Annotated in this window: 28 protein-coding genes and 1 tRNA gene; 15 read left to right on the forward strand and 14 right to left on the reverse strand. The window is 57.4% G+C overall.

Going from position 1 to position 26,205, the window contains the following annotated elements:
- Positions 1-2: 2 nt before the first annotated feature.
- Positions 3-1,088 (forward strand): vWA domain-containing protein, encoded by a 1,086-nt coding sequence (locus ACAM_RS07060; RefSeq protein WP_022542129.1) that lies wholly within the window; start codon positions 3-5, stop codon positions 1,086-1,088.
- On the opposite strand, the gene ACAM_RS07065 is transcribed toward ACAM_RS07060, so the two are convergent.
- Entirely contained in the window at positions 1,059-1,751 is a 693-nt protein-coding gene (locus ACAM_RS07065; protein WP_148706465.1) for a nucleotidyltransferase family protein, read from the reverse strand. The two genes, ACAM_RS07060 and ACAM_RS07065, sit on opposite strands and share 30 nt — an antisense overlap.
- 85 nt (positions 1,752-1,836) lie before the next feature.
- On the opposite strand from ACAM_RS07065, the gene ACAM_RS07070 reads away from it, so the two are divergent.
- Positions 1,837-2,283, forward strand: coding sequence for a CoxG family protein (locus ACAM_RS07070; protein ID WP_022542131.1), 447 nt, complete (start codon positions 1,837-1,839; stop codon positions 2,281-2,283).
- Positions 2,284-2,372: 89 nt separating this feature from the next.
- Positions 2,373-3,269: an XdhC family protein gene (locus ACAM_RS07075; RefSeq protein ID WP_022542132.1), complete on the forward strand. Its 897-nt coding sequence runs from the start codon at positions 2,373-2,375 to the stop codon at positions 3,267-3,269.
- Here the strand turns inward: ACAM_RS07075 and ACAM_RS07080 are convergent.
- The 6 genes from ACAM_RS07080 to ACAM_RS07105 all read right to left on the reverse strand — a co-directional run bounded on the left by ACAM_RS07080 (position 3,256) and on the right by ACAM_RS07105 (position 7,986).
- Complete coding sequence (locus tag ACAM_RS07080; RefSeq protein ID WP_022542133.1) at positions 3,256-3,510, reverse strand: hypothetical protein; 255 nt, start codon at positions 3,508-3,510, stop codon at positions 3,256-3,258. The two genes, ACAM_RS07075 and ACAM_RS07080, sit on opposite strands and share 14 nt — an antisense overlap.
- A gap of 137 nt (positions 3,511-3,647) precedes the next feature.
- Complete coding sequence (locus ACAM_RS07085) at positions 3,648-5,549, reverse strand: DNA polymerase domain-containing protein (protein ID WP_148706466.1); 1,902 nt, start codon at positions 5,547-5,549, stop codon at positions 3,648-3,650.
- Positions 5,527-5,787 carry a DUF8156 family protein gene (locus ACAM_RS07090; RefSeq protein ID WP_022542135.1) on the reverse strand — a complete coding sequence of 87 codons (261 nt, stop codon included), beginning with the start codon at positions 5,785-5,787 and terminating at the stop codon, positions 5,527-5,529. The genes ACAM_RS07085 and ACAM_RS07090 overlap by 23 nt, the downstream gene beginning before the upstream one ends.
- Complete coding sequence (locus ACAM_RS07095) at positions 5,751-6,398, reverse strand: hypothetical protein (protein ID WP_022542136.1); 648 nt, start codon at positions 6,396-6,398, stop codon at positions 5,751-5,753. The genes ACAM_RS07090 and ACAM_RS07095 overlap by 37 nt, the downstream gene beginning before the upstream one ends.
- Positions 6,399-6,528: 130 nt before the next feature.
- On the reverse strand, positions 6,529-7,245 hold the full coding sequence (locus tag ACAM_RS07100; RefSeq protein ID WP_022542137.1) for a hypothetical protein: 717 nt from the start codon (positions 7,243-7,245) through the stop codon (positions 6,529-6,531).
- A gap of 153 nt (positions 7,246-7,398) precedes the next feature.
- Entirely contained in the window at positions 7,399-7,986 is a 588-nt protein-coding gene (locus tag ACAM_RS07105) for a hypothetical protein (RefSeq protein ID WP_148706467.1), read from the reverse strand.
- A gap of 140 nt (positions 7,987-8,126) precedes the next feature.
- On the opposite strand from ACAM_RS07105, the gene ACAM_RS07110 reads away from it, so the two are divergent.
- Together ACAM_RS07110 and ACAM_RS07115 are read left to right on the forward strand one after the other, a co-directional pair.
- A complete protein-coding gene (locus ACAM_RS07110) occupies positions 8,127-8,507 on the forward strand; it encodes a hypothetical protein (protein WP_062661444.1) in 381 nt (126 codons plus the stop codon).
- Positions 8,508-8,663: 156 nt separating this feature from the next.
- Entirely contained in the window at positions 8,664-8,966 is a 303-nt protein-coding gene (locus tag ACAM_RS07115; RefSeq protein WP_022542140.1) for a hypothetical protein, read from the forward strand.
- A gap of 242 nt (positions 8,967-9,208) precedes the next feature.
- Here ACAM_RS07115 and ACAM_RS07120 read toward each other — a convergent pair.
- Positions 9,209-9,286: transfer RNA gene (locus ACAM_RS07120), tRNA-His, on the reverse strand.
- A gap of 209 nt (positions 9,287-9,495) precedes the next feature.
- Between ACAM_RS07120 and ACAM_RS07125 the strand changes: the two genes are divergently transcribed.
- Complete coding sequence (locus ACAM_RS07125) at positions 9,496-10,035, forward strand: DUF488 domain-containing protein (RefSeq protein ID WP_158318599.1); 540 nt, start codon at positions 9,496-9,498, stop codon at positions 10,033-10,035.
- Here the strand turns inward: ACAM_RS07125 and ACAM_RS07130 are convergent.
- The gene (locus ACAM_RS07130) at positions 9,992-10,603 is read right to left on the reverse strand and encodes a DNA-3-methyladenine glycosylase (RefSeq protein WP_022542142.1); all 612 of its coding nucleotides are present in this window, start codon (positions 10,601-10,603) and stop codon (positions 9,992-9,994) included. The genes ACAM_RS07125 and ACAM_RS07130 overlap by 44 nt on opposite strands.
- Positions 10,604-10,636: 33 nt before the next feature.
- On the reverse strand, positions 10,637-11,854 hold the full coding sequence (locus ACAM_RS07135) for a pyridoxal phosphate-dependent aminotransferase (protein ID WP_022542143.1): 1,218 nt from the start codon (positions 11,852-11,854) through the stop codon (positions 10,637-10,639).
- 65 nt (positions 11,855-11,919) lie between these two features.
- On the opposite strand from ACAM_RS07135, the gene ACAM_RS07140 reads away from it, so the two are divergent.
- Positions 11,920-12,477, forward strand: coding sequence for a hypothetical protein (locus tag ACAM_RS07140; RefSeq protein ID WP_022542144.1), 558 nt, complete (start codon positions 11,920-11,922; stop codon positions 12,475-12,477).
- Here the strand turns inward: ACAM_RS07140 and ACAM_RS07145 are convergent.
- From ACAM_RS07145 to ACAM_RS07160, 4 genes are all read right to left on the reverse strand, one after another.
- A complete protein-coding gene (locus ACAM_RS07145; RefSeq protein WP_022542145.1) occupies positions 12,425-12,694 on the reverse strand; it encodes a C2H2-type zinc finger protein in 270 nt (89 codons plus the stop codon). The genes ACAM_RS07140 and ACAM_RS07145 overlap by 53 nt on opposite strands.
- A gap of 115 nt (positions 12,695-12,809) precedes the next feature.
- Entirely contained in the window at positions 12,810-13,718 is a 909-nt protein-coding gene (locus ACAM_RS07150; RefSeq protein ID WP_173391728.1) for a carbohydrate ABC transporter permease, read from the reverse strand.
- Positions 13,718-14,662 (reverse strand): carbohydrate ABC transporter permease, encoded by a 945-nt coding sequence (locus ACAM_RS07155; protein WP_022542147.1) that lies wholly within the window; start codon positions 14,660-14,662, stop codon positions 13,718-13,720. Before ACAM_RS07155 ends, ACAM_RS07150 begins: the two co-directional genes overlap by 1 nt.
- 15 nt (positions 14,663-14,677) lie before the next feature.
- Positions 14,678-16,405 (reverse strand): ABC transporter substrate-binding protein, encoded by a 1,728-nt coding sequence (locus ACAM_RS07160; protein ID WP_022542148.1) that lies wholly within the window; start codon positions 16,403-16,405, stop codon positions 14,678-14,680.
- Positions 16,406-17,025: 620 nt separating this feature from the next.
- On the opposite strand from ACAM_RS07160, the gene ACAM_RS07165 reads away from it, so the two are divergent.
- The 8 genes from ACAM_RS07165 (at position 17,026) to ACAM_RS07200 (ending at position 26,169) form a co-directional block, all read left to right on the forward strand.
- Entirely contained in the window at positions 17,026-18,573 is a 1,548-nt protein-coding gene (locus tag ACAM_RS07165) for an ABC transporter substrate-binding protein (protein WP_022542149.1), read from the forward strand.
- Between the two features lie 151 nt (positions 18,574-18,724).
- Complete coding sequence (locus ACAM_RS07170) at positions 18,725-19,732, forward strand: ABC transporter permease (protein WP_022542150.1); 1,008 nt, start codon at positions 18,725-18,727, stop codon at positions 19,730-19,732.
- A gap of 13 nt (positions 19,733-19,745) precedes the next feature.
- On the forward strand, positions 19,746-20,594 hold the full coding sequence (locus ACAM_RS07175; RefSeq protein WP_232502291.1) for an ABC transporter permease: 849 nt from the start codon (positions 19,746-19,748) through the stop codon (positions 20,592-20,594).
- 18 nt (positions 20,595-20,612) lie between these two features.
- A complete protein-coding gene (locus ACAM_RS07180; RefSeq protein WP_022542152.1) occupies positions 20,613-21,563 on the forward strand; it encodes an ABC transporter ATP-binding protein in 951 nt (316 codons plus the stop codon).
- Positions 21,564-21,582: 19 nt separating this feature from the next.
- Entirely contained in the window at positions 21,583-22,623 is a 1,041-nt protein-coding gene (locus ACAM_RS07185; protein ID WP_022542153.1) for an ABC transporter ATP-binding protein, read from the forward strand.
- Positions 22,624-22,659: 36 nt separating this feature from the next.
- Positions 22,660-23,538 carry an MBL fold metallo-hydrolase gene (locus tag ACAM_RS07190; protein WP_022542154.1) on the forward strand — a complete coding sequence of 293 codons (879 nt, stop codon included), beginning with the start codon at positions 22,660-22,662 and terminating at the stop codon, positions 23,536-23,538.
- 106 nt (positions 23,539-23,644) lie between these two features.
- Positions 23,645-25,024, forward strand: a complete 1,380-nt coding sequence (locus ACAM_RS07195; protein WP_022542155.1) for a pyridoxal phosphate-dependent decarboxylase family protein — start codon at positions 23,645-23,647, stop codon at positions 25,022-25,024.
- Entirely contained in the window at positions 25,021-26,169 is a 1,149-nt protein-coding gene (locus tag ACAM_RS07200) for an MFS transporter (protein WP_022542156.1), read from the forward strand. Before ACAM_RS07195 ends, ACAM_RS07200 begins: the two co-directional genes overlap by 4 nt.
- Positions 26,170-26,205 lie beyond the last annotated feature (36 nt).

Here is a 26,205-nt window from a genome sequence, read left to right on the forward strand (position 1 = left end):
CTTTGCAGGCAGTAGGCCTGGAGGAGAGGGTTGTAGAGTTCGCCAGACTCCTCCGGGAGAACGGGATAAGATGCACAGTCGCCGAATCCATAGACGCGGCCCTCGCCGCGAGCCTCGTAGGCACAGAGGACCTCGAGAGGCTGAAGCAGGCCCTCAGAGCGGCGCTGGCCAAAGACCCAGGTCGCCACAGGCTCTTCGACTACCTCTTCGACGTCTACTGGAGGGGGGCCTGGACGGCTATTCAGGTCCCAGGGAGGAGGGTCGCTGTCAAGGTGGAGGTTGAGGCGGGGAGCCCGGTTGAGAGGTTCCTAAGCATCTACAGCCCCGTGGACGCTAGCTGGGGCGAACCCGGTGTTGACCTCCCCTCACCCAGCCAGGCCAGGGCTCTATACAGGAGCCTAGTCCTCCTCAGGAGGAGGCTGGGCTTGGAGGAGGGGAGAAGGCGGGTTCCTAGGAGGAGGGGTATGATCGACTTCAGAAGGTCTATGAGGAGGTCGCTCAGGACTTTCGGGGAGACCGTGAGGCTGGCCAGGTCTAGCAGGAAGAGGAGCAAGACCGACATACTAGTGCTGCTGGACGTGAGCAACTCTATGAAGGACTACTGGCCGTGGATACTGGGAATCCTAAACTCCCTCCGACGGCTACCGCCGGGCAGCTACGAGGCTTTCCTCTTCAGCACCAGGCTCGTTAGAGCCACCCCTCTGGTGGAGGCAGCCGGGGGGGCTGAGGACCTCAGGAGGTTTGTATCCCGCGTGGAAGGCCTATGGGGGAGCGGCACCAGGATAAGCCAGTCTGTGGAGGAGCTGCTTGAGAACTACGGCCCCACGTTGCACAGGGGCGCCGCCGCCCTGGTGTTCAGCGACGGCTGGGACCTGGGCGACCTGAGACAGCTGGAGGCGGCTTTGGCCGAGTTGAGGCGGAGGGTTGGCTTCCTCGTATGGGTAACCCCTGAGTCGCCGAGGAGGGACGCGGGGGGCGAGCCCTCGACTATGAGGGTAATACGGCGTCAAGCCCACCTCACCATAGACCTCGAGACCCTGCTTAACACCAGGAAGCTCCTAAGACTCCTCCCCAGACTCACCGGCTAGCCTAGAGCATTTTCTCGAAGCCCTATCCAGGTCCTCCGGAGTGTCTATGTCAAGGTGTAGCCCGGGGTCGTCAACCTCCACGACCTCCATGCGCCCCCTGTACTTCCCGAAGAGGCTCCTAACCCCGGTATCCCCCGAGAGCCTAAGCAGCTCGCCCCGCAGCCTGGAGTCCACGACTACGGGAGGGGCTATAGCCCCGCCAGCCATGGGGGCCGCTATAAGCGGCCTCCTGGCCATGTAGAGGGCGAGGACCCTGGCGACCGTGAGCCTAGAGACGAAAGGCCTGTCGCCGTTGAAGAACAGGTAGGCCCTGGCCCTGGGGGCGGCTTCAACCCCTAGCTTGACGGAGCTGCTCAAACCCTTCCACGGCTCCCGGTTCACCACAACCCTGAAGAACCCCGGCCTCCCCGGAGGCCTCTCCCTCCCCAGGACCTCGGCTACCTCGCTGTTCGTAACAACAACCGCACCCTCCAGAACACCCTCAAAACCCGCTACAAGCTCTAGAACGTGCCACAGAACCCTCTTCCCGCAGAGGGGTGCGAGCAGCTTGTTAAACCCCATCCTCCTCGAGAGGCCCGCAGCGAGCACTACGGCAAATACCCCTGACCTGGGCCTGAGCACGCCCGCCGCGGATAGTGCCATCAGGGTGTCGAGACCCTCCATGGCTCGCGACCCTTACCTCGAACTCATGGCCAGGTTAAGTAGTTCGGAAGCCTGCATATAACATAATTATTGAGGGGCTGGAGCATTGAAGGTTAGGTATGAAGGCTCCTTCGAGGTCTCTAAGACTCCTGAGGAGGTTTTCGAGTTCCTCACCGACCCACGCAGGTTCTCCCGCGCCTTCCCAGGTTTCAAGTCCGTCGAGGTCGACGACGGAACGTTCACCATAGAGCTCAGGCTGAGCCTAGGACCTCTCCGCGGGGATGCGAGGGTTAAGGCCTCATTCGAGGACCTGGAGAAGCCTAGCAGGGCCACGGTGAGGGGCTCGGGCAGGGGCGCTGGCAGCACCCTCGACTTCACCCTAACCTTCACAGTAGAGCCCTCCGGAGGGGGCAGCAGGGTCAGCTGGGTTTTCGAGGGCAATGTAGGAGGCCTCGCTGCCAGCATGGGGGGCAGGGTGCTCGACAGCCTGGCAAGGAGGATGATAAACGACGTGATAGCGGGGGTGAAGAGGGAGCTGGGCGAGGCGGGCTAGCCCCCTCACCCCAGGGTTTTACTCATGCTTATCACCCTTGGCCGCCCGTCTTGCTACACTGGGGCTAGGGTTTAGGTGGTGCGTAAAAGGTGGGAGGAGGCTACAGGTTCGACGAGGAGAGCCTCCGGGAGTTTGTGGATATGGTCAGCAGGCTTATGGAGGAGGAGAGGGAGTTCGTCATAGCCACCGTTGTCAGCGTGAGGGGCTCGGCGGCGGCGAGGGTGGGATCGAAGGGGGTTATACTACCCGACGGCACGGTAAAGGGGTGGCTTGGGGGGTGGTGTAGCGAGAACGCGCTGCTCACAGTAGCCCTCTCGGCCTTGAAGGAGGGGAGGCCGAAGCTTGTCAAGCTGGTCATGTCGGGCGAGACCCTTAAGCAGGTCTCCGAGGACGTTATAGAGGTGGGCACCCCATGCGGCGGAGAGGTGCTGGTCTACTTGGAGCCAGCCTACCCCAAGCCCCATATACCGATATTCGGCCATAATGAGGTCACGAAGACCCTCTCCAGGCTGGCCCAGCTGCTCGGTTTCAAGGTCACCGTGGTCGACGCTGCAGCGAGGCCGGAGGACTACCCGGGGGCCAGGGTTCTCCCCTCCCTGGACGAGGCCGGAGTAAGGCTGGACCGCCACACATACCCGGTCCTCGCCACAATGGGCAGGACAGACGTCGATGTGGAGATACTGCTCCGGATACTCGGCAAGCCTGTGGCTAGGGTCTTCCTAGTGGCTAGCGTGAACAGGGCGGAGGAGGTTCTAAGGAGGCTGGCGAGGAAAGGGGTGCCCCCGGAGCACCTGGAGAAGATAGAGAGCCCCGCGGGCATAGACCTGGGGGCCTCGACGCCGGAGGAGCTGGCCCTCAGCGTGCTGGCGGGCGTGGTAGCGGCTAGGAGGGGCGGTAGCGGCAGGCCGATGAGAGAGGTCAAGGGAGACCCCGTGGCCAAGGTGGTCAGAGAGCTTAGGAAAAAAGCCGAGGCTACCCCCTCTTAGTCACAACCGCCTCCCCACCGCCAAGACTCACGATCTCCACCATGCCGAGCTCGGAAAGCCTCTCCAGGGTAAGCCTAACCTCCCCCTCCTGGCCCCCCTCATAGACAAACCTAATCCTATCACCAACCCTAGCCCTCCTCAGGGCTGTTACGATGGCTGCAAAAACGCCGCCACACCGCCTAGCCTCTGCAACTAGATCCACAACAGCACCTCTAGCAGCCAGGGTGCACCACCCCAGCACCCGGAGCAGAGCCTCGTACCGGGGGGTGCTGAGGACCTCGCTGGCCCAAACACCCCCAGCCCACGATACTAGATATTATGCTGGGATCTTGTAAGCGTTAGACTGTATGGTCTTGCCCGGAGGGGCTGAGGGTCGGGCTATGGCTGGCGTTGGCGGGGCTGTTTGGGCAGCTCCTCGGCCGCCCTTTGTAGGAGAGTTATGTAGTATAGCCTGTCTATACTCCGGGGCGGCCCCTGCCATACTGGGTGCGGTCTTCCTCCCCCGGCTACAACGTATTTTACCGTGGGCGTCTGGATGGGGCTTTTAACCCACGCTCTTCTCCACGGCGTGTTCCTCGAGGAGGAGGGGTCTACCCTCCTCTCTATAACCAGCTTCTCTATCGGCGGTGTGCCCTCTCTAAGAAGCTTCACATACCTCCCTATCTCCCCCCACGCCCTCTCCACGGCCCCGGGCCACTCCCCGGGGTGCCTGGCCTCCGCCAGCCTTGCTATGGCTGACGCCTGCGCCTCCCTAACTATCTCAGGCGTGTCCCGCCTGACGGCCGCCACCCCCTTCAGCTTCACGCCCCCGCTCTCCAGGGCGCCGTAATACTTGTTAACCGCGCCGTGGCCCCTCCTGGTGGGAGGTATGTAGAGCCACGTATACTCGGCCTCTATCTTCACGGGAACCCCAGTCCGCCTCTCAATCTCCCAGGCGACCTCCCCTGGGGTGCCGCGGGGCTCCACTGGCTGTATGAAGATGGAGTCTACCAGGGAGTGTATGAGCCTATACCCCATCTCCACAGCCACCTCCTCCGCAGCGGCCAGAGCCCTCCTGGCAGCGGCCGTCACAGTCTCGTAGGCCGCTATGCTGCCGAAGAGGCTGTTCCTGAAGCCTAGGTAGCCGAAGCCGGAGACGAGTATCCACTTTATAGCCTCCTGCTCCTCCCTCAGCCCCCGCCTCCGGGCCTCGTCCCTGAGGGCCACAAGCCTGCCGAGGACCTCGGATACAAGCCCCCTCCTATCCATACACATCCTGTGCCCCCCGTAGCCGGGCGCGGGGTCTAGGGTGTTCTCGCACGGCGTGTCGACAGTTTCGGCGCTTATGTTATACATGGAGATGAGCCTCGGGTAGAGGCTAGAGTAGTCCAGCTGTACAACCCCCCAGTAAACACCGGGCTCGGGCAGTCTAGCAGCCCCCGGCATGTCAGACTCCACAAGGCTCCTGAGGCTCCTGAACCTCTCGTGCCGGGGCGCACGCTCGTCCAGGAGGTACCTCCTCCTATAAGCCTCCCTAGCCTCAGCCGCGGTCAGCACCCTGCCTATAGGGGCTCCATGGGCCATTGTGTAGGGCAGCCAGGATAGCCTCATCCACACTACGAGGCCCCGAGGCCCCACCAGGTTCCTGTCGGGCTCGAACCACATGTACTCGCGGAACCGGGAGGAACCCTCCAGAATTAGCCTCACCGGGCTTCTGGCAACGACTACATGGGGCCTGCAGCCCCTGAGCACATCCAAAGCCCCGTCGACACTACCCACCGCCTCCTCCCAGCCTCCACACACTACCTTGAACCGTCCAGGCTTCTCCACGGGGCTGGATATGGGGCCGTGCCAGGAGTAGGCCTCCACGACAGCCAAAGACAGGACCTCATAATCCTCGAGGGGGCCGCACACCCTGCCCAGGGGGCAGCCGGGGCGGAGGCCCAGGCGCCAGAGGACCTCCACCAGGGGGCCTGGATACTTGTTAACCCTCCTAGCAACTCCCCGGGCCTCGAGGGCCGAGGCCACACGCCCAACCCCTTCCCACCCGCCCTCCACAACAACGACCTCCACCAGCCTGTCATACCTGGGGGGAGACAGCCAGTCCTCCACCCAGGCCTCCACACCCTCCGCCTCCACGCCCCTGGCCAGGGTGCTGGCATCCGTGTTGATGGGGAGTAGGTAGGCGCGGGCCGCCGCCCCGACATTCAGGGCCTCGAGCCCCCCGCCCGGCGATGCTACTGTTAGCTGGAGCAGTCTGCCGCCGAGGGGCTCAGCGTCAAGTATGAGCCTCTCCCCCACCCTCCCCACCACTCCCCCTGCAGGACCTCGCTGCCTCCAGTATCATCGCTATGTAGACGGGCTCCATGGGGTCGCTCATCGGCACGTACCTGTAGGCCTCCAGTATCCTCCTGTAGCTGGAGAGCAGGTCCTCGAGGAGCCTCCTATCCTCGCTGCTCCTAAGGTGGCGGATGAGCCTGCGGAGCCTCTCAACCTCAGCCTCTACAAGTACTCTTCCAGGGGCCGCTGTCCTGCCCATAGGAGCCTCACCCCCAACTCAGGCTCGGGGGCTAGAGCGGCCTGGGGCACGGGCTTCGCCGGGTGCTTCAGCAGCGTAGCAAACACCCCCCGCCCCCTCCACTCAGCCCGGGCTATCACGTGGACGCTGTGGTGGTGGAAGTGGCCCCCCTCAGGCCTTAGCCTCCCGAACTGGGAGACCCTGTTAGCAACGAAAACAAGGCTATCCCGGGCGGCGGCGCGGAGGGCCCCCGTTATGCGGGTTAGGAGGCTGTATGCCAGAGGGGTTCTGGGGGCGAACCTGAAGGGGTCCACCACGGCAACCGTGCCAGCGCCTGTTGAGGAGGCCTCCACCACCAGGCTGGCCACGTCGTGGAGCCTGAAGGCCCGGGCGAACAGTATGTTCCCCGGGTCCCCGCCCCTCAGCCTGGAGAGCCTGGCCGCCAGGTAGGGGTCGAACCCGCCGAAGTCCTGCACGTTAACAACAGCCACCCTACCCCTGCGGGAAGCCTCAGCCACCGCGGTATGGGCCAGAAGCCTCGCCGCACCCCCATAGACCTCCACAACCCAGCCCGACCGAGGCACCGGGTTCAGGAGCCTGTCGAGAGTGGGGACGCCAGTAACACCCGTCAACACCCCGCACCTCGCCAATGTGAAAAGCCGTCCTGCTGATAAATGCGGCGGGGTAACGTGGAACCACGGGCCCCCTCACCCTCCCAAACCTAACCAGGGCTGAGCTGTAAGAAACCCGTCTACACCAGGGCTACGGGTATTCCACGGCGTGTGCTTCGGTCTTGAAGCCAGCCGGGGTCACAACCTCTGCCACAGACTTGAACGGCGTCTCCACCAGGAACACAAGGTTCTCGTCAACATAGTGGCCGGGCTTGAGGTCCACGGTCTTGAGGGCCAACTGGAATATGCAAAAGCCTTTGAGCAGGCTGCCTTCCCGGACGTCGAACTCAACCCAGAACCCCTGCCACTGAGGCTCTTCCCTGCCGAAGAACTCGTACACAGCCTTCCTGGTGTAGCAGGAAGCCAGCGGCCCCCCATACCCCAGCTCCACCGTCTCCCCGCCCAGGTTGGCCAGCGTAATGTAGACGTCCAGAAGCGCAAGATCATCCACGCCATCCGCCCAGGCCTCGGGGGCACTGTCGCACAGGTCGGCGGAACTCGAGCCACTACAGTACTCCTCCAGGAGGGAGACAAAGTTCCTCAGTAGACTCTCGTCGGTGTAGAAGCTGTAGACAACACGGACCTCCAGCCCATCCACAGTAAACTCGTACTCGATAGTCTTAGAGGGCTCGAAACCCTCGATAACGCTAGTCCTCCCAGAGAACTGGCCCATAGGCAGCATAAAATCTGAGCCGGAGCTTCCAGGCGACAGCAGGAAGTAGGCTGCGGAGGCCACGGCTAGGAGAGCCGCTATAGCTGCTGCGAACAGCAGAGAGCCGCCTGGCCGGTGCCACTCAAGGATGGGCAAAGTGAAGCCCCGCCAATATCATATAATCAGTGAAACCCCCTTTTAACAAGCTTAACACGAACACACAGCCGCTAGCTGTGAATATAACGTATCTCGTCTAACCTATTCTCTACGATAATTGTGAGTGTCAAAGCAGTAGTTCCCAACTCTTGTTTAATCGTTGCCGCTCGTAACAAGTGCACTGGCGAGATCTACTAGGTTGTCCAGCTCTTCCCGTTGTATTTCGAAGGGGTTTGTACTGCTTCCGGCCCTCTCCAGTACGGCGGCTATTTTCTGTAGGGCTTCCCCGTCTTCGGAGAGCTTATTTACAATGTCCTCGTGCTCCTTACCGGTGAGGCCTGCGAAATACATGAATAGGCTCCCGTATACTAGATACCATTTTCTATAATGTTCGTCGCCCTCCAAATCATTTAGCGCCTTACTTAATGTTGCCAGTGCCTTCGAGTTAACTACCGCCGAGGCAACCAGGAAGCGCGTCCTCTCGGGGTCACTGTCATAGCTGCTGGCGAGCGCCATAATGTCGTCAGCCAGAATTGACACGTGGAATCCCGAGCCATCTACCAAGCTACTGGCAACCCTCTCTTCGTTTTTAACATACTCTAGGTTGGAGTATGCGCTAATAGCGAATGATACTAGCAACACGCCGAACAACATCTTAAACAGCCGAGGATAACCAAGTTTATGCATGACAATATACACCACTAGATGATATTCCCGATTCATATTCATTATAACTATCATTATAACTAACCAGGCAAGAAGCTTAGACAAACCTTACTAATTATCCTAGCACTAAACAATAGCGGCCAGTTGGTAGGCTAATCCTACTATATTTTAAACTAATTAAATTTAAGTTTACTCTAGAATGAAGGGGGCCCTTTGTGCGGAAACTCGTCGTACTCATGCTATTGACGGCTGCACTAGTTATATCATTACCCCTCCTAGCATACTTTCTAGCATTACCCCCTGGAGACACTAACAGGGATACTATGTCTGCTGCTGAACAAGTTGAGAAGAAGTATAGTGGTTGGAAGGGGGTTGAAAGCATGGTCACTCCCTTAGATGAGTACATAAAAGCTGTCACTGGTGGCGCTGCCTCGTTTAGCGACCTCATATGGCCTCATGCTGATTCCCAGAACCCATTCCAAGACCTACTAGATAGAGGGGTCGGTGTAGCTATTGTGACTATTACATCAGTTAAAACCGTCTACCGCTACAGTGATACCATCACTTATGTCGTCTACGATGCCAGGATTGACTAGGTAATCGTTAAACCCGAGAACACTATGACTATGCCTCCCAAATCGTAATGCATTAAATCCCCAGAGTTATGTGACCGTGCTGAGACTCCTGAGACTCAGAGCAGAGCCGTCGACGAGCTGATATCCACAATTAGGGATGGTAATACGGTCGAACTGTTGTTGCGTGCTTTCATAGCTAAAGACTCCATAAACAAGACCAACCTGACAATCGAGGATGTAGCATCTCCCTTCCCACTGCTAGAACCGGGGAACCAGTATCTTGTATTCATAAAACCCGAGCCAAACGGCATTCAGGTCTACTACGATTTCATCTGGGGCCCGTGGGCGTATCTAATACAGGATGGGAAGGTGTATAGCCTCAACAACGTTAAGCCCCCGGACAACGTAATCCTGGACCCGACAAAATTCTTCAAAAGCCCTTACATACACTGGGAACCCTATCCTTATGATAAAGCTTAGAGAGATAGCCGTACAAAAGCTAAGCGCAAACGATGAACCTCTAGAAGATTTCATTTCAAAAATAACGGGAGGGTGAAACACAAGTGACACTGCAGAAGACAAGTTTATATTGAATTTTGCATTATTTTAATAATAGCCTTGATTGGCAGCACAATGCATGTGTATGCCTAGGCTCCTTATAAACCAGATAGTGGACGGCCTAAATAGAGAAATCTGGTTGGAATGATTTCAGGAGTGGTTTGTGGGGCCCGGGCCGGGATTTGAACCCGGGACCTCCGGATCCACAGTCCGGCGCTCTATCCAGGCTGAGCTACCCGGGCCACCCTCGTGGGTTGTCCGAGTCATTTTACGGTGCTCCTCGTGGCTCGGGATAGCAGATCATCGCCCCCCGTGGCTGCGGGGCTCAACCCGGGCCCCAGCCGTTTATGTATGAATGCCTGCTGGACCCTATATAGATCTAGCATCACCACTTAGCCCAGCTCTTTACCCCGGTTTCTTAATGGGTTTGGCTGGCTGGGGTTGGTTGGGTGTGGGTAGGGAGGCCTATACGCTTGGCCATGGCTCGAGGAGTCTGGAGGAGATTGCGGGTCTCGCCGGATCTGTGGGTTCTAGGGTTGTGGTTGACGTGAGGAGGTGGCCTAGGAGCAGGCGGTACCCATGGCTGTCTAGGGAGAGTCTGGAGGGTTTTCTCAGGGGCCGGGGCTTGGCTTATATCCACCTACCCTTCCTGGGTGGCTATAGGTCTTTCGGGAGGGATGTTGACCCTTCGCTGAGGTCCTCGTTCTCCTGCTTCGAGTCGGAGGGGTTCAACGCCTACGCAGCCTACCTCGCCTCGAGCCCCGCCGCCTGGAGGGGGCTGGAGGTTATAGCTTATCTGGCCGAGGCGGGGGCGAGGCCTGTTGTTATGTGTAGCGAGAGGCTTCCGTGGAGGTGCCACCGGAAGGTGATAGCCGACTGGCTCTATAACAGGGGTTTCAAGGTGTTCCACGTTCTGGAGCGGGGGAGGGTTGTGGAGCACGGGGGGACTAGGTGTGTGGAGATGCTCTCCCCCCGGCCAGGCAGGGTCTAGGGGGTGGAGAGACCCGGGCCCTAGAGACGAAGCGGCTTCCCACTATGTAGAACCTGAGGGGGAGTTCTAGGTCCTCGGCTACGCCCACACGGCCAGAGCACCCTATACTGTGCACCACCTCCCCCGGAGGGTCCTCAATCCTCAGGGGGGAGCTGCTAGAGTAGAGCGGGACTCCGTCATGCTCTTTGCCTATTGAGAGGGCCCTAGATAGCCTCCCAGGCCCTATGGGAGGGGGTTCTAGGCTCGGCGGCTCGAGGGGCTGGCAGGACCTCAGCAGCACCGCCCCGGCCATACCCTCGTTGTGGGCTACTATGTTGAGCAGCCACTGTCTATGCATACCGTAAACCAGAGCCCTCCCAGGCTCCCCATGGAGGGCCCTCCATATCCTTCCCCTACCCCTCCTGGCCCTGGAGGCGGGGTCGCACTCGCCGAAGTAGGCCTCAGCCTCCGTCACCATACACCTCATACATGCTCCGCTGGTGCAGGAGACAAGGATTTTGCCCAGCAGCTCTCTAGCCACAATGTCGGGCTGTCTATGGTAAAAACTCTTGGGCAGGAGCCTATCCACCCTCTACCCCCGAAGTCTTGGACGGAAAGCGGGCTAGCCTCTGGAGAGCTCCCTAGAAGCCCTGACTATTATCTCCGCCCCTTCCTTCACGTCGCTTGTTGCGGTGGCAAAACTCAACCTCACGTGCTCCCTCCCAACGTTCTCAGGGAAGCTGGTGCCAGGCAGGACGAGGACTCCGTAGTTGTATAGCAGTTTCTCGGCTAGCTGCTCAACGTTGAGCCCGGTCTTCTTTAGGAGGCCGGCTACGCGGGGGAACATGTAGAAGGCGCCCTCCGGTAGGTAAGGCTCTATACCCTCGGCCTGGGATAGTATGTCGTGGAGTATTCTCGCCCTTCTCCTGAACTCGTCGACCATCTCCCTCACAGGCCCCCAGTCGCCCTTTAGGGCGGCTACACCGGCCTTCTGGGCTATGCTTGGGGGGCAGCTATATATGGTGACCGCGAGGTCTAGGGCCTTCGGTATGACCTCACTCCTGAGCACCACGTATCCAAGCCTCCAGCCGGTCATGCTGAAGGTCTTGCTGAACCCGTTGACGTAGACTAGGTTATCCCTCCAGTCGGGGAGGGATAGGGTGCTCTTGAACGGCTTGTCAGTGTAGAGAAAGTTGTCGTAGATCTCGTCGGCAAGTATGATTATCCCCCTCCTCCTCGCTATCTCGTGGATGGTTTCAACCTGCTCGGGGGGGAACACGCTTCCCGTCGGGTTGTGAGGGTTGTTTATAACTATCATCCTAGTCCTCTCGTTCACAGCCCTCTCTATAGCCTCTATATCAAACCTGAAGCCAAGGCCCGGCTCGAACCTCATGGGCACGTACACAGGCTTCGCGCCGAAGAGCTTGGCGACCTGCGCGTAGGCGTAGTAGCTGGGGTCGGGTATTATAACCTCGTCCCCAGGCCTGAGATAGAGAGCCATACCCAGGAATATAGCCGTCTTAGCCCCAGTAGTCGCTATAACCTCGTCGGGGGAGACGTCCGCGCCGTACCTAGAGTTTAGGTACCATGCTATGGCCTCCCTCAGCTCAGGTATCCCGGCGGTCTCCGTATAGCCTGTGAAACCCTCGTCCAGAGCCTTCTTAGCCGCCTCCCTGATATGGAGGGGCGTGGGGAAGTCGGGCTGGCCTATGCCGAAGCTTATAACGCGCCTGCCCTCCTGAGCGAGCTTCCTCGCCACGGCGAGGTATGCGAATGCAGTCTCACCCTCTATCTCCAAAACCCTCTCCTGAACATCCAGTGTGGGGTTCTCCCGGGGCAACAGCGTATCCACCTTAAAAATATGATAACGGCTCGGGCTAGAAATACCTATTATGGGAGTAGACCTTGTCGAAGTACAACGTTAGGGTGAGGACCTTCCAGAAGAGCTACATCCGCATTGGCCCCGCGCTGCTGGGGGTTCTGCAGCTAGAGAGGAGTGAGGGCTTCACGGAGGAGGGCGACCCGCTTGACACGCTTAGCTACGTTATAGAGAGCAGGGCTAAGACGAGCGACTATGTCGAGGTGGAGATAGAGTTTATATCCAGGAGCAGGAGCCACGAGACACTGCCCGACAAGATAATAAGGGGGGAGTACGGCGTTGCGAAGAGGTTCCAGGCGAGGCCCCTCTTCCCCAGGCCCGCAAAGCTTCTGAGGGTGGGGGTGGTTAGGCTCCCGAGGATCATGGAGAGTATGAAAAAGCAAGGAGGCTACGCCTCGGTAAAGGAGGAGGATATAGAGTGGTACGCGCCATCGGGTAGCGTGTATGTGCTGGAGGGTGAGGCCGAGGTTCAGGAGGACGTGGCTTACCTGGTGCTCGAGACGGAGCATGGTAGGAGGTGGCTTAGGACCCTCACAAGCCTCGTCTTGAAGCCCCCCTCTCTGCAACACGATCAACAAGCCTAGCTATATCCCCCGAGTGAACCCTCACCAGGTGGATATAATACCCCCTCCGCGACTGCAGCCTGCGGCCACAGAAGGGACAGACACCAGTCTCCCACTTAAGAAGGTCTGCAACCTGGGCTGCAGCATACGCCAGATGGGGGGAAAGATCTCCCTCCTCTAAACCCTCGCCGAAAGCAGCCATCCTAGCAACCCTGGCCGCTATACTACTCCCGGCCACCTGGTCGACACCAGAATAACGGTGCTGCACGACCCTACATAACCCGGAACACACTGTAAATCCGGGGTTTACCCTGAAGTGGGGTGGGAAGGTGTTGGGGTCGCCGGCTTGTAGGCTAGCCTTTCAGCCCTCCGCTATACGCTTCAAGCAGTAGCTTCTGGGTGAGTATGAAGAACACTATGGTCGGGAGGAGGTAGAACGTCCCGGCCGCTGCTATTATGGTTAGCTGGTAGTTCTCCGCAGCGGCCACTATCTCCTCTATGAAGGTGGGCAGGCTGTCTATCCCGAATGGCTTGAGGAATACGTAGAAGTAGATGAACTCCTCCCAGCCAGCCAGGAATGTGAATATGAGTACAGCAGCTATACCCGGTTTCACTAGAGGCACTAGTATGCTCCACCACACCCTAACCCTGCTGGCGCCGTCAACGAGGGCGCTCCACTCCAGCTCCCAGGGGATCTTGTCGAAGAAGCCCTTGAAGAGCCATATGGCCATGGGCACCTCCAGCGCCGCCCTGGCGAGTATTATATAGGCTATGGCGTAGAACTCCTCCCCCAGCACGCCTAGGATGTCGCCTATTATCCTGAATATCATGTAGACTCCTATGATCAACGCTACCCCCGGGAAGGCGTGGAGCATTATCAGCCCGGCCGTGAACACCCCCCTCCCCCTGAACTCCATCCTGGATATGCTGTAGGCCGCTAGCAGGGAGACTAGGGTTGCGGTTAGTGCGACGCCGACGGCGACTGTTAGTGTTACGAGGGTCATCTCAATGACGTTCCTCTCGAGGCCTCCGGTGGCGTAGGTTATCTGGCCCCTGAGGAACATTATCCAGTTGTCGAGGGTTGGCTGGAAGTCGGTGAGCAGCGGGTCGGTCACCATGTTGGTGCTGAAGCTGCTCAGTATGAGGAGCCCGTAAGTCAGTATTATAGGGCTGCCGGCCAGTAGTAGGGCTAGGGCTATGACGATCTTGAGTCTCCTAGAGATGCTTCCACCAACAACCTCCTCCAGAGGGTTCTCACCCATCATATGTCACCTCTAGGCTTTGTTATCATCCTCTGGAACCCGAGTATCCTAAGTGTGATGAGGCCCAGGATAGCGCCTATCACAACAAGCACGGTAGCCGCTGCAGCGGCCAGCCCCTGCCTCAGCTCTCCCACCGGAAGGAAGGCTAGGTTGAACACTAGCAGGCTCCAGGTCTGGCCCCAGGTCCTGTCAACCACGCCCCACTCGTAGAGGAGGAATATGTGGGTGTAGGTTGTTAGGAGGCTCAGCATCTGCCAGACGGTCACGAAGAGGAGGTGCCACCTTATCATCGGGACTATTATCCTCCTGACTATCGTTAGGTTCGAGGCGCCGTCAACCCTCGCGGCCGCGAAGTACTCCCAGGGTATGCTCCTTATGGCGCTGTAGAACACGATCATGCCGAAGCTAACCCCGACTAGGCCGTTGACGAATATGAGTATAGACCATGTGCCTAGGGGGAGCATGTAGCTGCCCCAGTTTATAGGTTTCTCTATAACCCCTGCTAGCAGGAGTATCCTGTTCAGCGTTCCTATAGCGTCGCTATGGAAGAAGTAGTACCATAGCAGGCTGTATACCGCCACGGGCGTCATACGCGGCAGAAGCCATAGGAGCCTGTAGTGTATCGATATCCTCTCCTCGAGGAAGAACGTCAGTATGGCTAGAGTCAGGCCCCCAAGCACGTTGACGACTAGTGTGACTGCGACGAAAACCACAGTGGTTATAAGGGCGTTCCTAAACATCGGATCGTACTTGGCAAAGTGTATGAGCACCTTATAATTGTATAGGCCAACAATGTCGAAGAGATAGGCGTCGACGTTCCAGTTCCTCATGTTAGTGAAGCTGGTGTAAACAGTCAGAAGCAGGGGGAGGAAGAAGAACGTAATCACGATCAGTAGAGCGGGGCCCAGGAAAAAAGCCAGTGTGAAGAGCCTATCTAGCCTCAACCTCCTCTATACCCCCTAGGGGCTTATCTCCCATCCAGTAGGTATGCTGCCGACTATTTCTATGGTTTCGGCGAGCTCGGGGTCTGCCTGTATCTTCTGGACGACGTAGTTCGTCGCCTCCTCGGGAGTCATCTGGCCCTTCAGCACGAAGTCCACTGCATCCTTGAAGAACTCGGCCAGAGGCTGGTAGGACGGGTGCAGCGGCGGTATGTGGGTGTACTCGAGCATGTAGGTGACGCTCTTCAGGAACTCTATGTTAATCGGGTGTGCAGTCTTCTTCGCTATGTCGACGAAAGCTTGTCTGGCCTCGTCGGAGATGAACATGTCCAGGTTACCCTGGGCTAGCTTGTTTACAAACTGCTGGTCGTCCATCAGCTGGGCAGCCTTCTCCCTTATGGGTATGTGGGCGCTCACTATGCTGTGGATGGCCACGAGGTCGGGATCGTTAGCCTTCAGTATCAATAGGAACGCTATTCTATGATAAGCTTCCTTCAGATCGTCGTACTTCGGGTTAAGCTTACCAGCGTTGGCGCTTATCATCCAGACAAAGGGCTGGCTGAGGGTTACAGGCTTCTTGCCAGGCTCTCCCGCGGGGAAGAGGCTGTATGCGAACCTCTCCTTCACCTCCTCAGGAGTCAAGCCCCTCTGCTCACCAGTCTGTGGGTCTGTGTAGTACTTCTTGGTCTGCCACTCGGTCCAGTACCAGGTGCCTCCTATGTCGAACGCCGTCTTAGCCGACACTATGGTTGGGTGTATCTGCTTTGCCCAGTCCCACTCCAGCATGTTCTCCGGGGTGAGGCCGTTCCTGGCCAGGGCATATTCTACTGCGAGCCACTTGTAGAGGGCCTCAAGGTTTAGGTAGAGCTTGTCCGGGTTGCTGCCGGTGAACTCACCACCGAAGGCGTAGTAGAACTGCACCAGGTCGGGGTGGGCACTCCCCTTCCTGTGTATAACACCCCACTCGGAGCAGCCGTTATCCACAGCCTCCTTGGCAATCCTCATCACGTCTTTCCATGTATACTCGCCTGAGTCGATCTTCTTCGCAATATCCCATGCGTCGTAGCCGAGGCACTCCATAACAGGCTTCAGTATGTAAAGGGGCCTGGCCTCTGTGTCCTGGGGGAGGGCGTAAATCCTCCCCTTGTAGGTGACGCTGCTCCAGAGGCTGTCGTAGTAGTCCTCTAGCTCGGTCCCCATGTAGGCGTTCGCATAGTCAGTTATATCAAGCAGGTATCCCTCCTTGGCGAATGTGGATATCCACCTGTAGCTAACTGCAATTATATCAGCCTCCTGCTTCAAGGGGAAGCTCTGCTGGAAAACCTTCGCGGGCTCGTCGGCGTTGGCAGAGAACTTTATATCCTCTATAACTATTTTGAAGTTGACGCCCTCATCCTCAAGTATCTTGTTAAGCCTCGCCGCAGCCTCCACTATACCGTAAACCCTCATAATGCTGTTTGGATCGCCGGAACCGTGAACCCTGTATTTAGCCTCTGTGACTCCGTTCGCAGATAGGAAGCGTGCTATGTTGACTATGTCCTCCCGTACATTGCCGGTGAGAGGTTTAAGCTCAACCGCCTCGGCCTCAGTCTTGGTAGCAGGGGTTGTCTCCGCCGCGGTACCTGTCTCGGTTTCAACAGTCTCGGGAGCTTGCCTCGTTGCTATGTAGACGGCTGCCGCTATGATAACTATGAGGACAATGGCTGCCGCTATGTAGATAGTGGTCCTGTTAGTCTGGAATCCCATGCTCGCATCACCTGCTACACTCATATAATCTATATAATTAAAAGTATGGTTGCAGAGATATTAAAGATCTCTTCGGCTAAATTAATATTGAATACAAAATCAAAGAAAACATAGAAACTTATGAACAACAGGAACAAGCAGTAAAACAATGTTATACGCCTGAAAATAAGAATCTTGAAGTAGCGGCTCTCCCTACACATAGTTTACAACAAGAGTGGAGGATAAAACTGTGAAAAGATAGGAGTAAGCTAATGGCCGCGAATGGAAGGCGGTGACAGGCTATGCATGATGACACGGGGTTTCCTGGACACCACCCTACAGGGGCGGTGTATGAAGAAAGGTAGAGACGCTGATAGAGCTAAAGCACATTAACACTGGCTCGAGAGATGAAGACAGGCTGTTAGGGGCGGATAGGCTTTTTCCAAACTCGAGGATAATGCGTTTCACACGCTTCACCAGCCTAACCTCTCACCGTGTTAGTATGACTCGCTGGCCATGGCAGCAGTAAAACAGTTCATTGTAGTGGGATGGCATAACTTCAATTCGTCCTTTAAGATATAAATATTTGAGGGTTTTCACTAAAGTAAATAGTGCCTTATTAAGGTGGGGTTGGTTTCGGTATGGCTTTAGCTAACACACGCGTTATCCTCGCGGCTGTCATAGTCATCATAGTCATTGCTGCTGGCTTTTACATGCTGTTCTTCAGGCAACAGGCGGCTAATGTCGTCGTCATTGGGACGACCGATGATGTGACGGAGCTCGACCCGGCTACCAGCTACGACTTCTTCACGTGGGAGGTTCTGAGTAATGTTATGGCAGGGCTTGTCACCTACGATCAGCAGGGTAACATAGTGCCCTATCTTGCCGAGAGCTGGGAGTCACAGGATGGTGGGAAGGTTTGGATATTCCATCTGAGGCAGGACGCTAAGTTCCCTGACGGCACTCAATGTGATGCTAACGTTGTTGTGAGGAGTATAAAGAGGGTTATGACTATACAGGGCGACCCCAGCTGGCTTGTCACCGAGTTTGTCGAGAATGTGGAGGCTCTGGACCAGTGGACTGTCAAGTTCACGCTAAAACAGCCCACAGGCTATTTCCTGGCTGTCGTGGCAACACCACCCTACTACCCAGTCCACCCCAACTACCCTGAGGACCAGCCGGCGCCCGACGCGACCTGGGGAGGCTGCGGCCCCTACATGATAGACGAGTTCGTGAGGGATCAGTACCTCAGGCTAAAGCCGAACCCCAACTTCTTCGGCGAGGAGCCGAAGAACGACGGCGTTATAATAAGGTTCTACGAGGGTAGCGAGGACCTGAGGAGCGCTCTGGAGGCCGGGGAGATTGATGTAGCCTGGAGGACTCTGAACCCCAGCGATCTTGAGGACCTGAAGAACAAGGGCTATAACGTTAAGGAGGTGCCGGGCCTGTTCATAAGGTATCTTGTCCTCAGGGTGTCTCAGCCGCCTCTAGACGATGTGAGGGTTAGGCAGGCTCTCGCCGCCGCCATAGACAGGCAGGACATAGTGGACAGGGTATTCAGGGGCACTATGGAACCGCTATACAGCATGGTCCCCTCGGGGATGTGGAGCCACTATCCGGCGTTCAAGGAGAAGTACGGTGAAGGCCCCAACCTGGAGCTGGCCAGGCAGCTCCTATCCCAGGCTGGCTACAACGAGTCTAACAAGCTGATGGTCGAGCTATGGTATACTCCAGAGCACTACGGCGACACCGAGGCCGCCCTCGCCGCCGTCATAAAGGAGCAGTGGGAGGCGACTGGAATAATAAGCGTGGAGATAAAGAGCAGCGAGTGGGGAACCTACGTCGACCAGCTGAGCAGCGGGCAGATGATGATTAGCCTCCTGGGCTGGTACCCCGACTACCTGGATCCCGACAACTTCCTAACACCATTCCTACTAAGCACGGCCAACTCGTGGACAGGAACAGGCTACGCCAACCCCCAGGTGGACCAGCTCCTAAGGCAGGCTATGACCTCGACGGACATGAACGAGAGGGCCCAGCTCTATAAGCAGGTGCAGGAGATACTTGCCGAGGAAGCACCGTTCATACCGCTGGTGCAGGGCAAGCTCTTCGTGGTAACGTCGACAGAGGTTACTAGCATAGAGGTAAGCCCGCTACAGTTCCTGATATACTCAAGCATTTCTAAGTGAGCCCGGCTCTAAAAGACTCACTCCCAACACTACTTTTCCCCAATCAACTCCACACGTCCGGGTTTAGCGGTAAGCTTTTCCCTCCGCCCTAACCTTATCGGTATGCGGTATATGGTCGGGGTGCACGTGAGCTAGGGGTGTGTATAGGGTCTTGAGCCTGCTCCGCTATGCTGTCACCAGGGCTCTGGCTATAGTGCCTACAGTTCTGATTCTCTATACTGTAGTGTTTATAGTGTTGCGGGTTATACCCGGCGACCCTGTTTCAGCCGCTCTCGGGACTCGTAGTGTTCCGCCTGAGGAGCTTGAGGCTATCAGGGAGAGGCTGGGACTGAACCAGCCTCTATGGAGACAGTACGTTGACTATCTTCTAGGTGTACTCAGGGGGGATTTCGGCGAGAGCATGACCCTGTACGGGAGGCCTGTCGCCAGGGATATTCTGGAAAGGTTTCCAGCGACACTCGAACTCACTATATTTGGGTTCATGGTCAGCGTTGTCCTGGGCGTCGGCAGCGGAGTGGCGGCCGCGTTTCGGGGAGGGTTAGTGGATAGGCTTCTGAGGACCTCGAGCATAGTTGCGTATACCCTCTTCATACCGTGGCTCGGCCTCATGCTAAAGTATGTGTTCAGCATAAAGCTCGGAATTCTCCCCACAGGGGGGAGAATAGACCCTAGGGTTGATCTCAACGTTGTGACGGGGCTCTACGTGCTGGACTCTATAATAACAGCCAATCCGGCGGCTCTAGTGAGCGCTATTGAACACCTGATACTCCCCTCCCTAACGCTTGGTATAGTTTTAAGCGGTGTTTACACGAGGCTGGTGAGGATACATGTTGCAGAAGCTCTTAGGAGCGAGGTGGCTATAGCCTACAGGGCCCGGGGGCTGAGGGAGTCGAGGATAGCGGTCCACATGCTGAGGATAAGCCTGATACCGACGATAACAATGATGGGCCTCCAGTTCGCTATACTCCTCGGGGGCGCGGTGCTGACGGAGGCGGCCTTCAGCTGGCCGGGGTTGGGCAGCCTTCTAGTAGAAAGGATATCCTACAGGGACTATAGCACCATCCAGGGTGTCACAGTTTTCTTCGCGTTCATGGTGGGCATGGTCAGCCTTATAGTAGACATTATCTACGCTATCGTAAACCCCAGGGTGAGATACTAGCGGGGTGGCAGCTGTGCCGATTCCCCCCCCGGGAAAGGCCTTAGCGGGGCCGGGCTCAGGCTTCATAGTAGCTGGCCTCGCTATAATAATATTCTACATAGCGGTCGCCGTGGCGGCACCCTACATAGCCCCATACAGCCCCTACAGCAAAGTCGGAGACGTGGCGGAGCATCCTTCTCCCCCCTCCCTCAAGCACCCCTTCGGCACCAACGAGATAGGCTACGACATGTTCTCTAGGGTGGTCCTTGGAACCAGGATTGTATTGAAGGTAGTTCTCCTCTCCAGCGTTATGGGCCTAATAATCGGCGTCCCCCTAGGGCTGGTCAGCGGCTACTTCGGCGGCCCCCTCGATAGGGTTTTAAGCATTATAATGGACAGCCTCTACGCGTTCCCCGGTATAGTACTGGCCATAGCAATAGCCAGCGTTCTCGGCCCCAGCGTTATCAACGCAGCTATAGCACTCATGGTGGTCTACGTACCAGCCTATTTCAGGATGACTAGAGCCCGGGTCATCGAGACCAAGACCCAGGATTACATAGTAGCCCTCAGAGTTCTAGGCGCCCCACACTCAAGGATAATGTCACGCCACATACTCCCCGGCGTAATGCCCACGGTCCTCGTGGTCTACGGCCTGGCAAGCGCTGACGCGATACTGACTGAGGCTGGCCTAAGCTTCTTCGGCCTCGTAGTCACCTACCCGGCACCAGACTGGGGGCTCGACATAAGCTACGGGATTAAGCAGTTCCTCTCCGGCAGCTGGTGGCTAACGCTTTTCCCCGGACTCGCCATACTAACCCTCGCCCTAGGCTTTGCAATGGTGGGAGAGGGGCTTGCTGAGAGGTTCCGGGCGAGGGCCGTCTAGCCAGGTAGGGGGTGGCTTATGGCTATACTAGAAATCCGCGGCTTAAAGGTCTACTACCATACCCTCAGTGGAATAGTGAGGGCGGTGGACGGTGTAAGCCTATCTATAGACAAGGGCGAGTGGCTGTCAATAGTAGGGGAGAGCGGCAGCGGGAAAAGCACCCTGGCCCTCAGTATCCCCCGCCTCATCATGCCCCCAGGAAGGATCGTTGAGGGGCGTATCATCTACTCGGGGGTAGACCTCCTGGGCCTCGCAGACGATGAGGTCAGGAGGTACAGGGGCAGGGAGGTAGGGATGGTATTCCAAGACCCCACAGCCTACCTAGACCCCTACCGTACTGTGGGGAGCCAGATAGCAGAGGCCCTGCTCGAGCACGGCCTGGCATTCGACCGCCGGGAGGCAGAGGCTTTGACGGGCGACGCTCTAGAACTCGTCGGGATACCGAGGGATAGGGCCTCCGTATACCCACACCAGCTGAGCGGGGGTCAGAGGCAGAGGGTGGCTATAGCCGCTGCAGTCGCCCTCGAGCCTAAGATACTTATAGCGGACGAGCCCACCACCGCGCTCGACGTAGTAGTGCAGGCTAAAATAATGGACTTGATGAAGCGGCTTCAGGAAGAGCGGGGTCTCACTGTTCTGCTGGTCACACATGACATAGGCCTAGCCGCAGAGTACAGCGATAGAATAGCGGTGATGTATGCAGGAGAGCTGGTGGAGGTGGGCCCGGCGGTAGAAGTTGTCTCGCACCCCATCCACCCGTACACGGAGATGCTGGTAAACAGCGTGCCAGACCCTTGGGAGGACAGGGAGATAAAACCGATACCCGGCTCCCCCCCAGACCTCCGCAACCCCCCGCCGGGCTGCAGGTTCCACCCCCGCTGTCCCCTGAGACAGAGTGTGTGCACCGCTACAGAGCCAACTCTTAAGAGGGTAGACGGAGGGAGGAGCCACTCATGCCTCATAAGATAGCTCGGGGTGAGCATACTCGATGAACGGCGGCCCGATAATCAGCATTGAAGGCCTGAAGGTGCACTACCCCGTGTACTATACTCTTCTAAAGAGAATTCTAGGGAGGCCGGACGCCGTTGTGAGGGCTGTGGACGGCGTGAGCCTTGATATACGGGAGGGCGAGGTCCTGGCTGTAGTTGGCGAGAGCGGTTGCGGGAAGACGACGCTGGGTAAGGTCATCGTCGGTATTGAGGAGCCGACAGAGGGTTGGATACGGTATAGGGGAGAGCTTCTCACACCCCAGAAGCTATCCCGGGATAGGAGACTCCGGAGGAAGCTGCAGATGATCTTCCAGGATCCCTACAAGAGCCTCGACCCCCTGATGCCGGTGGGAGAGCAGGTTGCAGAGCCCCTAGTCATTCACGGGCTTGCTACAGGCAGTGAGGCCAGGCGGAAGGCCCTTGAGATGCTGGAGAGCGTAGGCTTGACGCCCGGCCGAGAGTTCTACTGGAGAAGGCCCCACCAGCTGAGCGGGGGTCAGAGGCAAAGGGTGGCTATAGCGAGGACGCTGATACTCGAGCCCGAGGTTATAGTGGCTGACGAGCCCGTCTCCATGATAGACGTCTCCATGAGGGCCTCCATCCTAGACCTTATAATGAATTACCACAGGGAGACCGGGGCGACGATAGTCCTCATAACCCACGACATAGCTGTCGCCAGGGCTGTTGCCGACAGGATAGCCGTTATGTACCTTGGCAAGATAGTGGAAGTCGGTGATCCGAGGAGCGTAATAGAGGATCCCAGGCACCCGTATACAGCGGCTCTAGTGACATCTACACCCTCCGTCAGCAGGAGGAAGCCCCCAAGATTCCCCATAGCGGGGGAGGTGCCCAGTGCAGTCACCATACCCCCTGGCTGCAGGTTCCACCCCCGCTGCCCCCTGGCCGATGCAAAGTGTAAGAGCCTCGAGCCCCCTCTAACGGGTGAAGAGGACAGGCTCTACGCGTGCCACTACCCCCTGGAGCCTGGCTCGCTCTGGAAAGAGTCTGGTGAGCTGTCCAGCGGGGAAAACCGTATATAGGGGGGCGCTAGGCCTTTACAGGTGGTGCACATTTCCTTGAGCCTCCTTACACTTGCTGGTGACACAATGCTGCTTAAGGGCAGCCCCTCTACACTCCTCTACAAGCACGGCGATACGGTCTTCCTCGTAGACCCAGGGCACGGTAAGAAGAGGGCTAAACAGCTCTCCAAAGCCGTCGAGAAGCTTGGAGGGGAGGCTGTAGCAATAGTTACCCACTTCCACAGCGACCACTTCTCGACGCTATACCAGGGCTTCCAACCCGCCGCCATCCTGGCCCCAGGGAAGGACCTTCCCATGGTTAGATACAGCACCATGAGGCTCCACTACACCTTCGGATACCCCTTCACGGGTGCCGAGGACTACCTGCTCTTCAAGGCCAAAGACGTTGATAACGTGGAGCCGCTCGAGGCGGAGAGGATTAAGCCACTGAGGCTAGTGCCCTTACCCGGCCATACACCCGGCCAGACGGGGGTTGAGACGCCCGATGGCGTCCTCTACGCGGCCGACTCTATATTTGGAGAAAGAGTGCTGCAGGCGTACGCTGTCCCATACCACTCCAACCCCTGCCAGGCCCTGGAGACTCTAACTAGCCTCCAGGACATGGTAAACAGGCTGGAGGTCATTGTGCCTAGCCATGGAAAACCTGTAAAGGGAGAGGAGGCTCAGAGGCTCCTTGAGATGAACATAGAAAGGCTGGAAGACGCCTGGGCAGCTCTTATGGAGGAGTTGTCGAGGGCTCCGGCCCCGGTGGGTCTCCTAGCATCAAAGCTTATGAAGAGGTATGGGGCGGAAGCCACGCCTACCCTTGCCATACTAGTCGAGACCGCTGTAAGAGGCTACATAGGCTGCCACGGGGCCGAGCTGGAGCCTATTCTTGAGAGTGGCATGGTTAAGTGGAGGGTTAGAAGGCGGTAAGTCATACCCAGCCGGGCACTCAGGCTAGAATACATGCTGCGTAAAGTAGCATCTTTATTAGGAACTGGGTTTAGTTTGGATGCTAGTGTGACAACGGTGGTACCAGTTGTCAGGCGGAAGAGTGGAGGAGGTTGTGAAAAGGCTTGCCGAGATAAGGGCAATGGACGCTAGGGGAGAGGGTGGCAGGCTCTTCACATACCTCTACGAGACGGGAGATCCCGGCGTGAAGGAGGTTTCCCTCAGAGCTTTTGAAATGTTTCTAGACACCAATGCCCTCGACCCTACAGTGTTCAAGAGCGCCTTGTTCTTCGAGAGGGAGCTCGTCTCCTTCGCCTCAAGCCTCGCTGGAGGTGTTGAAGGTGTTGTCGGAACAGTGACCTACGGAGGCACGGAGAGCATAATACTGGCGGCTATGGCCGCGAGGGAATGGTATAGATCCCTGGGCGGCTCTCGGACTCCGGGTATCGTGGCGCCTCAAACCGTCCACCCTTCAGTGAGAAAGGCTGCAAGCTATCTGGGTATGAGGCTATCTATAGCCCCTGTAGACCCGGGGTCTAAGAGGGTTGACATTGACAGACTCGCATCACTGGTAGACGATGGCACCGCCATGGTTGTCGTCTCGGCCCCAAACTACCCTTACGGCACTGTCGACGATGTTAGGGGCGTTGCCGAGGCCCTGTCCGGCAGGAGGGTTTGGCTCCACGTGGACGCCTGCATAGGAGGCTTCATACTACCCTTCATGAGGGAGCTAGGCCTGTACAATGGGGCGTTCGCCTTTGATGTCGAGGGGGTGTACTCCGTGTCAATGGACCTGCACAAGTACGGCTACTCGCCTAAAGGGGCTTCAGTGCTTCTATTCAGGGATGGGAGCCTGAAGAAACACAGCATATTCGCCGACCTCAGGTGGCCCGGGTATCCCTTTATAAACGCAACAGTCTTATCCTCGAGGAGCGTAGCGCCCTTAGCAGCCGCATGGGCCGTGGCAAACTACCTGGGCCGTAGGGGGTATCTAGAGCTTGCCAGAAAGGCTGTCGAAGCTAGAGACGAGATAATGCGGGGTCTAGAGTCTATTGGCTTTAGGAGCATAGCCCCTATAGAGTCGACAATACTCTCGGTAGCTCTCGACGATCCCGTGGATACCCTGAGGTTCCATGCTAACATGTCTAGAAGGGGCTGGATACTCGGGCTACAGCCCGGTGTGAAGGGTTTAGCCCCGCCGAATATACATCTAACGATATCCCCCATCCACAAGCTCGTGACACCCCAGTTCCTAAGGGACGCTAGGGCCTCCTCAGGCGAGCCGCTTCCTGAGGAGCTGGAGGAGGCAAGGCACCTCCTAGAAAGCAGGGGGCCTCTTGAGCTGGCTGGTATGATAGGGAGGACCCCGTACGACCAGGTCATCATAGCGTGGATCCTCTCATCGATACCGCCGGACGTGGCTGAGGACCTCGCCAGAGAGCTTACTGTAGAGGTGTACCACGGTTGAGGCGCTCCCTGCTCCTAGCAGGCCTAGCCCTCTCCGTCTTCTCGAGCCAGGCGATATGGGTCACCTACTCACCAGTGACGAGCCTTGTCGCCGAGGATCTGGGCGTATCTAAGGAAGAGGTTGGCCTCCTAGCTATAGTCTACCCTGCGGCCTTCCTAGCGCTTACAATCCCTAGCGGCGTACTTCTAGATAGGGCTTTCAGGACCTGGCTTACTGTGGGTGTGCTTCTGACAGGAGTAGCGGGCGTTCTGAGGCTTCTAGACCCCCTCAGCTACGAGTGGCTGCTGGCATGCCAGGTCCTCGCTGCACTGGGCCAGCCCCTACTACTCAACTCCTTCGCCCCCGCAGCATCAACGATCAGGCCTGAGCGTAGGGACACCGTGGTCTCGCTCCTAAGTTTCGCCATGTATCTGGGGATCATATACGCCCTGGGAACAGGCTACTACATCTACACTAGGCTCGGCCTCCAATGGTTAAACATACCTATCGCAGCCGTATCGGCAGCCAGCATAATATTATATGTAGCAGGTCTACAAGCCTTACCTCAACAGGCGGGATCTGGTCTTGGTTTCAAGGATGTAGCTTCGGAGTTTAGACTAGTGGTTGGCAGGAGGGATCTATGGCTTCTCGGCCTGATACTAGGCCTGGGTGTTGCGCTGTTCGACAACATGTCGATATGGCTTGAGGCTGCACTGTCAACTAAGGGGCTGGGAGATATAGCTGGCCGCTCTGTAGCCCTAGCACTCTTAGCAGGTCTGGTGGGCGTCTTGGTCGTACCCCCCAGAGTTATCAGGGCGGGGCTTAGGTCGTGGTACATCAGGGCGGCGGCATTACTGGTAGCCGTACTATACCTAGCCTTGGCACTGGAGACCAGCAGGCTTGCAGTGCAGGCTTTGATCCCGCTGGCGGGGCTTGTCATGCTCCCCGCATACCCAGTGATAATGGAGTGGATATCAACCTATTACGATAAGCGGCTCCAAGGCAAAGCTGCAGGGGCCATAGGGTTCGTTAGCAGGATCCTCACAGTATCCCTCGCATCGGCCGCTACACTATTCCTATCTAGCCCCTCAACCTACTTCTCCTTCCTAGCAGCCCTTTCAGCAATAGCATTTGCCATAGCCCTTCTACTCCCCTCAGACCGCTGAAAAAGTTTAGGGAAAGTCTCGGGCACCACCTCTACC

Source organism: Aeropyrum camini SY1 = JCM 12091, from assembly GCF_000591035.1.
Lineage (GTDB): Archaea > Thermoproteota > Thermoprotei_A > Sulfolobales > Acidilobaceae > Aeropyrum > Aeropyrum camini.

Bases quoted from the DNA above. Each gene is read 5' to 3' on its own strand.
- ACAM_RS07180 (WP_022542152.1), top strand. From the start codon at position 20,613: ATGGCTATACTAGAAATCCGCGGCTTAAAGGTCTACTACCATACCCTC.
- ACAM_RS07165 (WP_022542149.1), top strand. From the start codon at position 17,026: ATGGCTTTAGCTAACACACGCGTTATCCTCGCGGCTGTCATAGTCATC.
- ACAM_RS07105 (WP_148706467.1), bottom strand. From the start codon at position 7,986: ATGATAGTTATAATGAATATGAATCGGGAATATCATCTAGTGGTGTAT.
- ACAM_RS07160 (WP_022542148.1), bottom strand. From the start codon at position 16,405: ATGGGATTCCAGACTAACAGGACCACTATCTACATAGCGGCAGCCATT.
- ACAM_RS07065 (WP_148706465.1), bottom strand. From the start codon at position 1,751: ATGGAGGGTCTCGACACCCTGATGGCACTATCCGCGGCGGGCGTGCTC.
- ACAM_RS07185 (WP_022542153.1), top strand. From the start codon at position 21,583: ATGAACGGCGGCCCGATAATCAGCATTGAAGGCCTGAAGGTGCACTAC.
- ACAM_RS07090 (WP_022542135.1), bottom strand. From the start codon at position 5,787: ATGGGCAGGACAGCGGCCCCTGGAAGAGTACTTGTAGAGGCTGAGGTT.
- ACAM_RS07150 (WP_173391728.1), bottom strand. From the start codon at position 13,718: ATGGGTGAGAACCCTCTGGAGGAGGTTGTTGGTGGAAGCATCTCTAGG.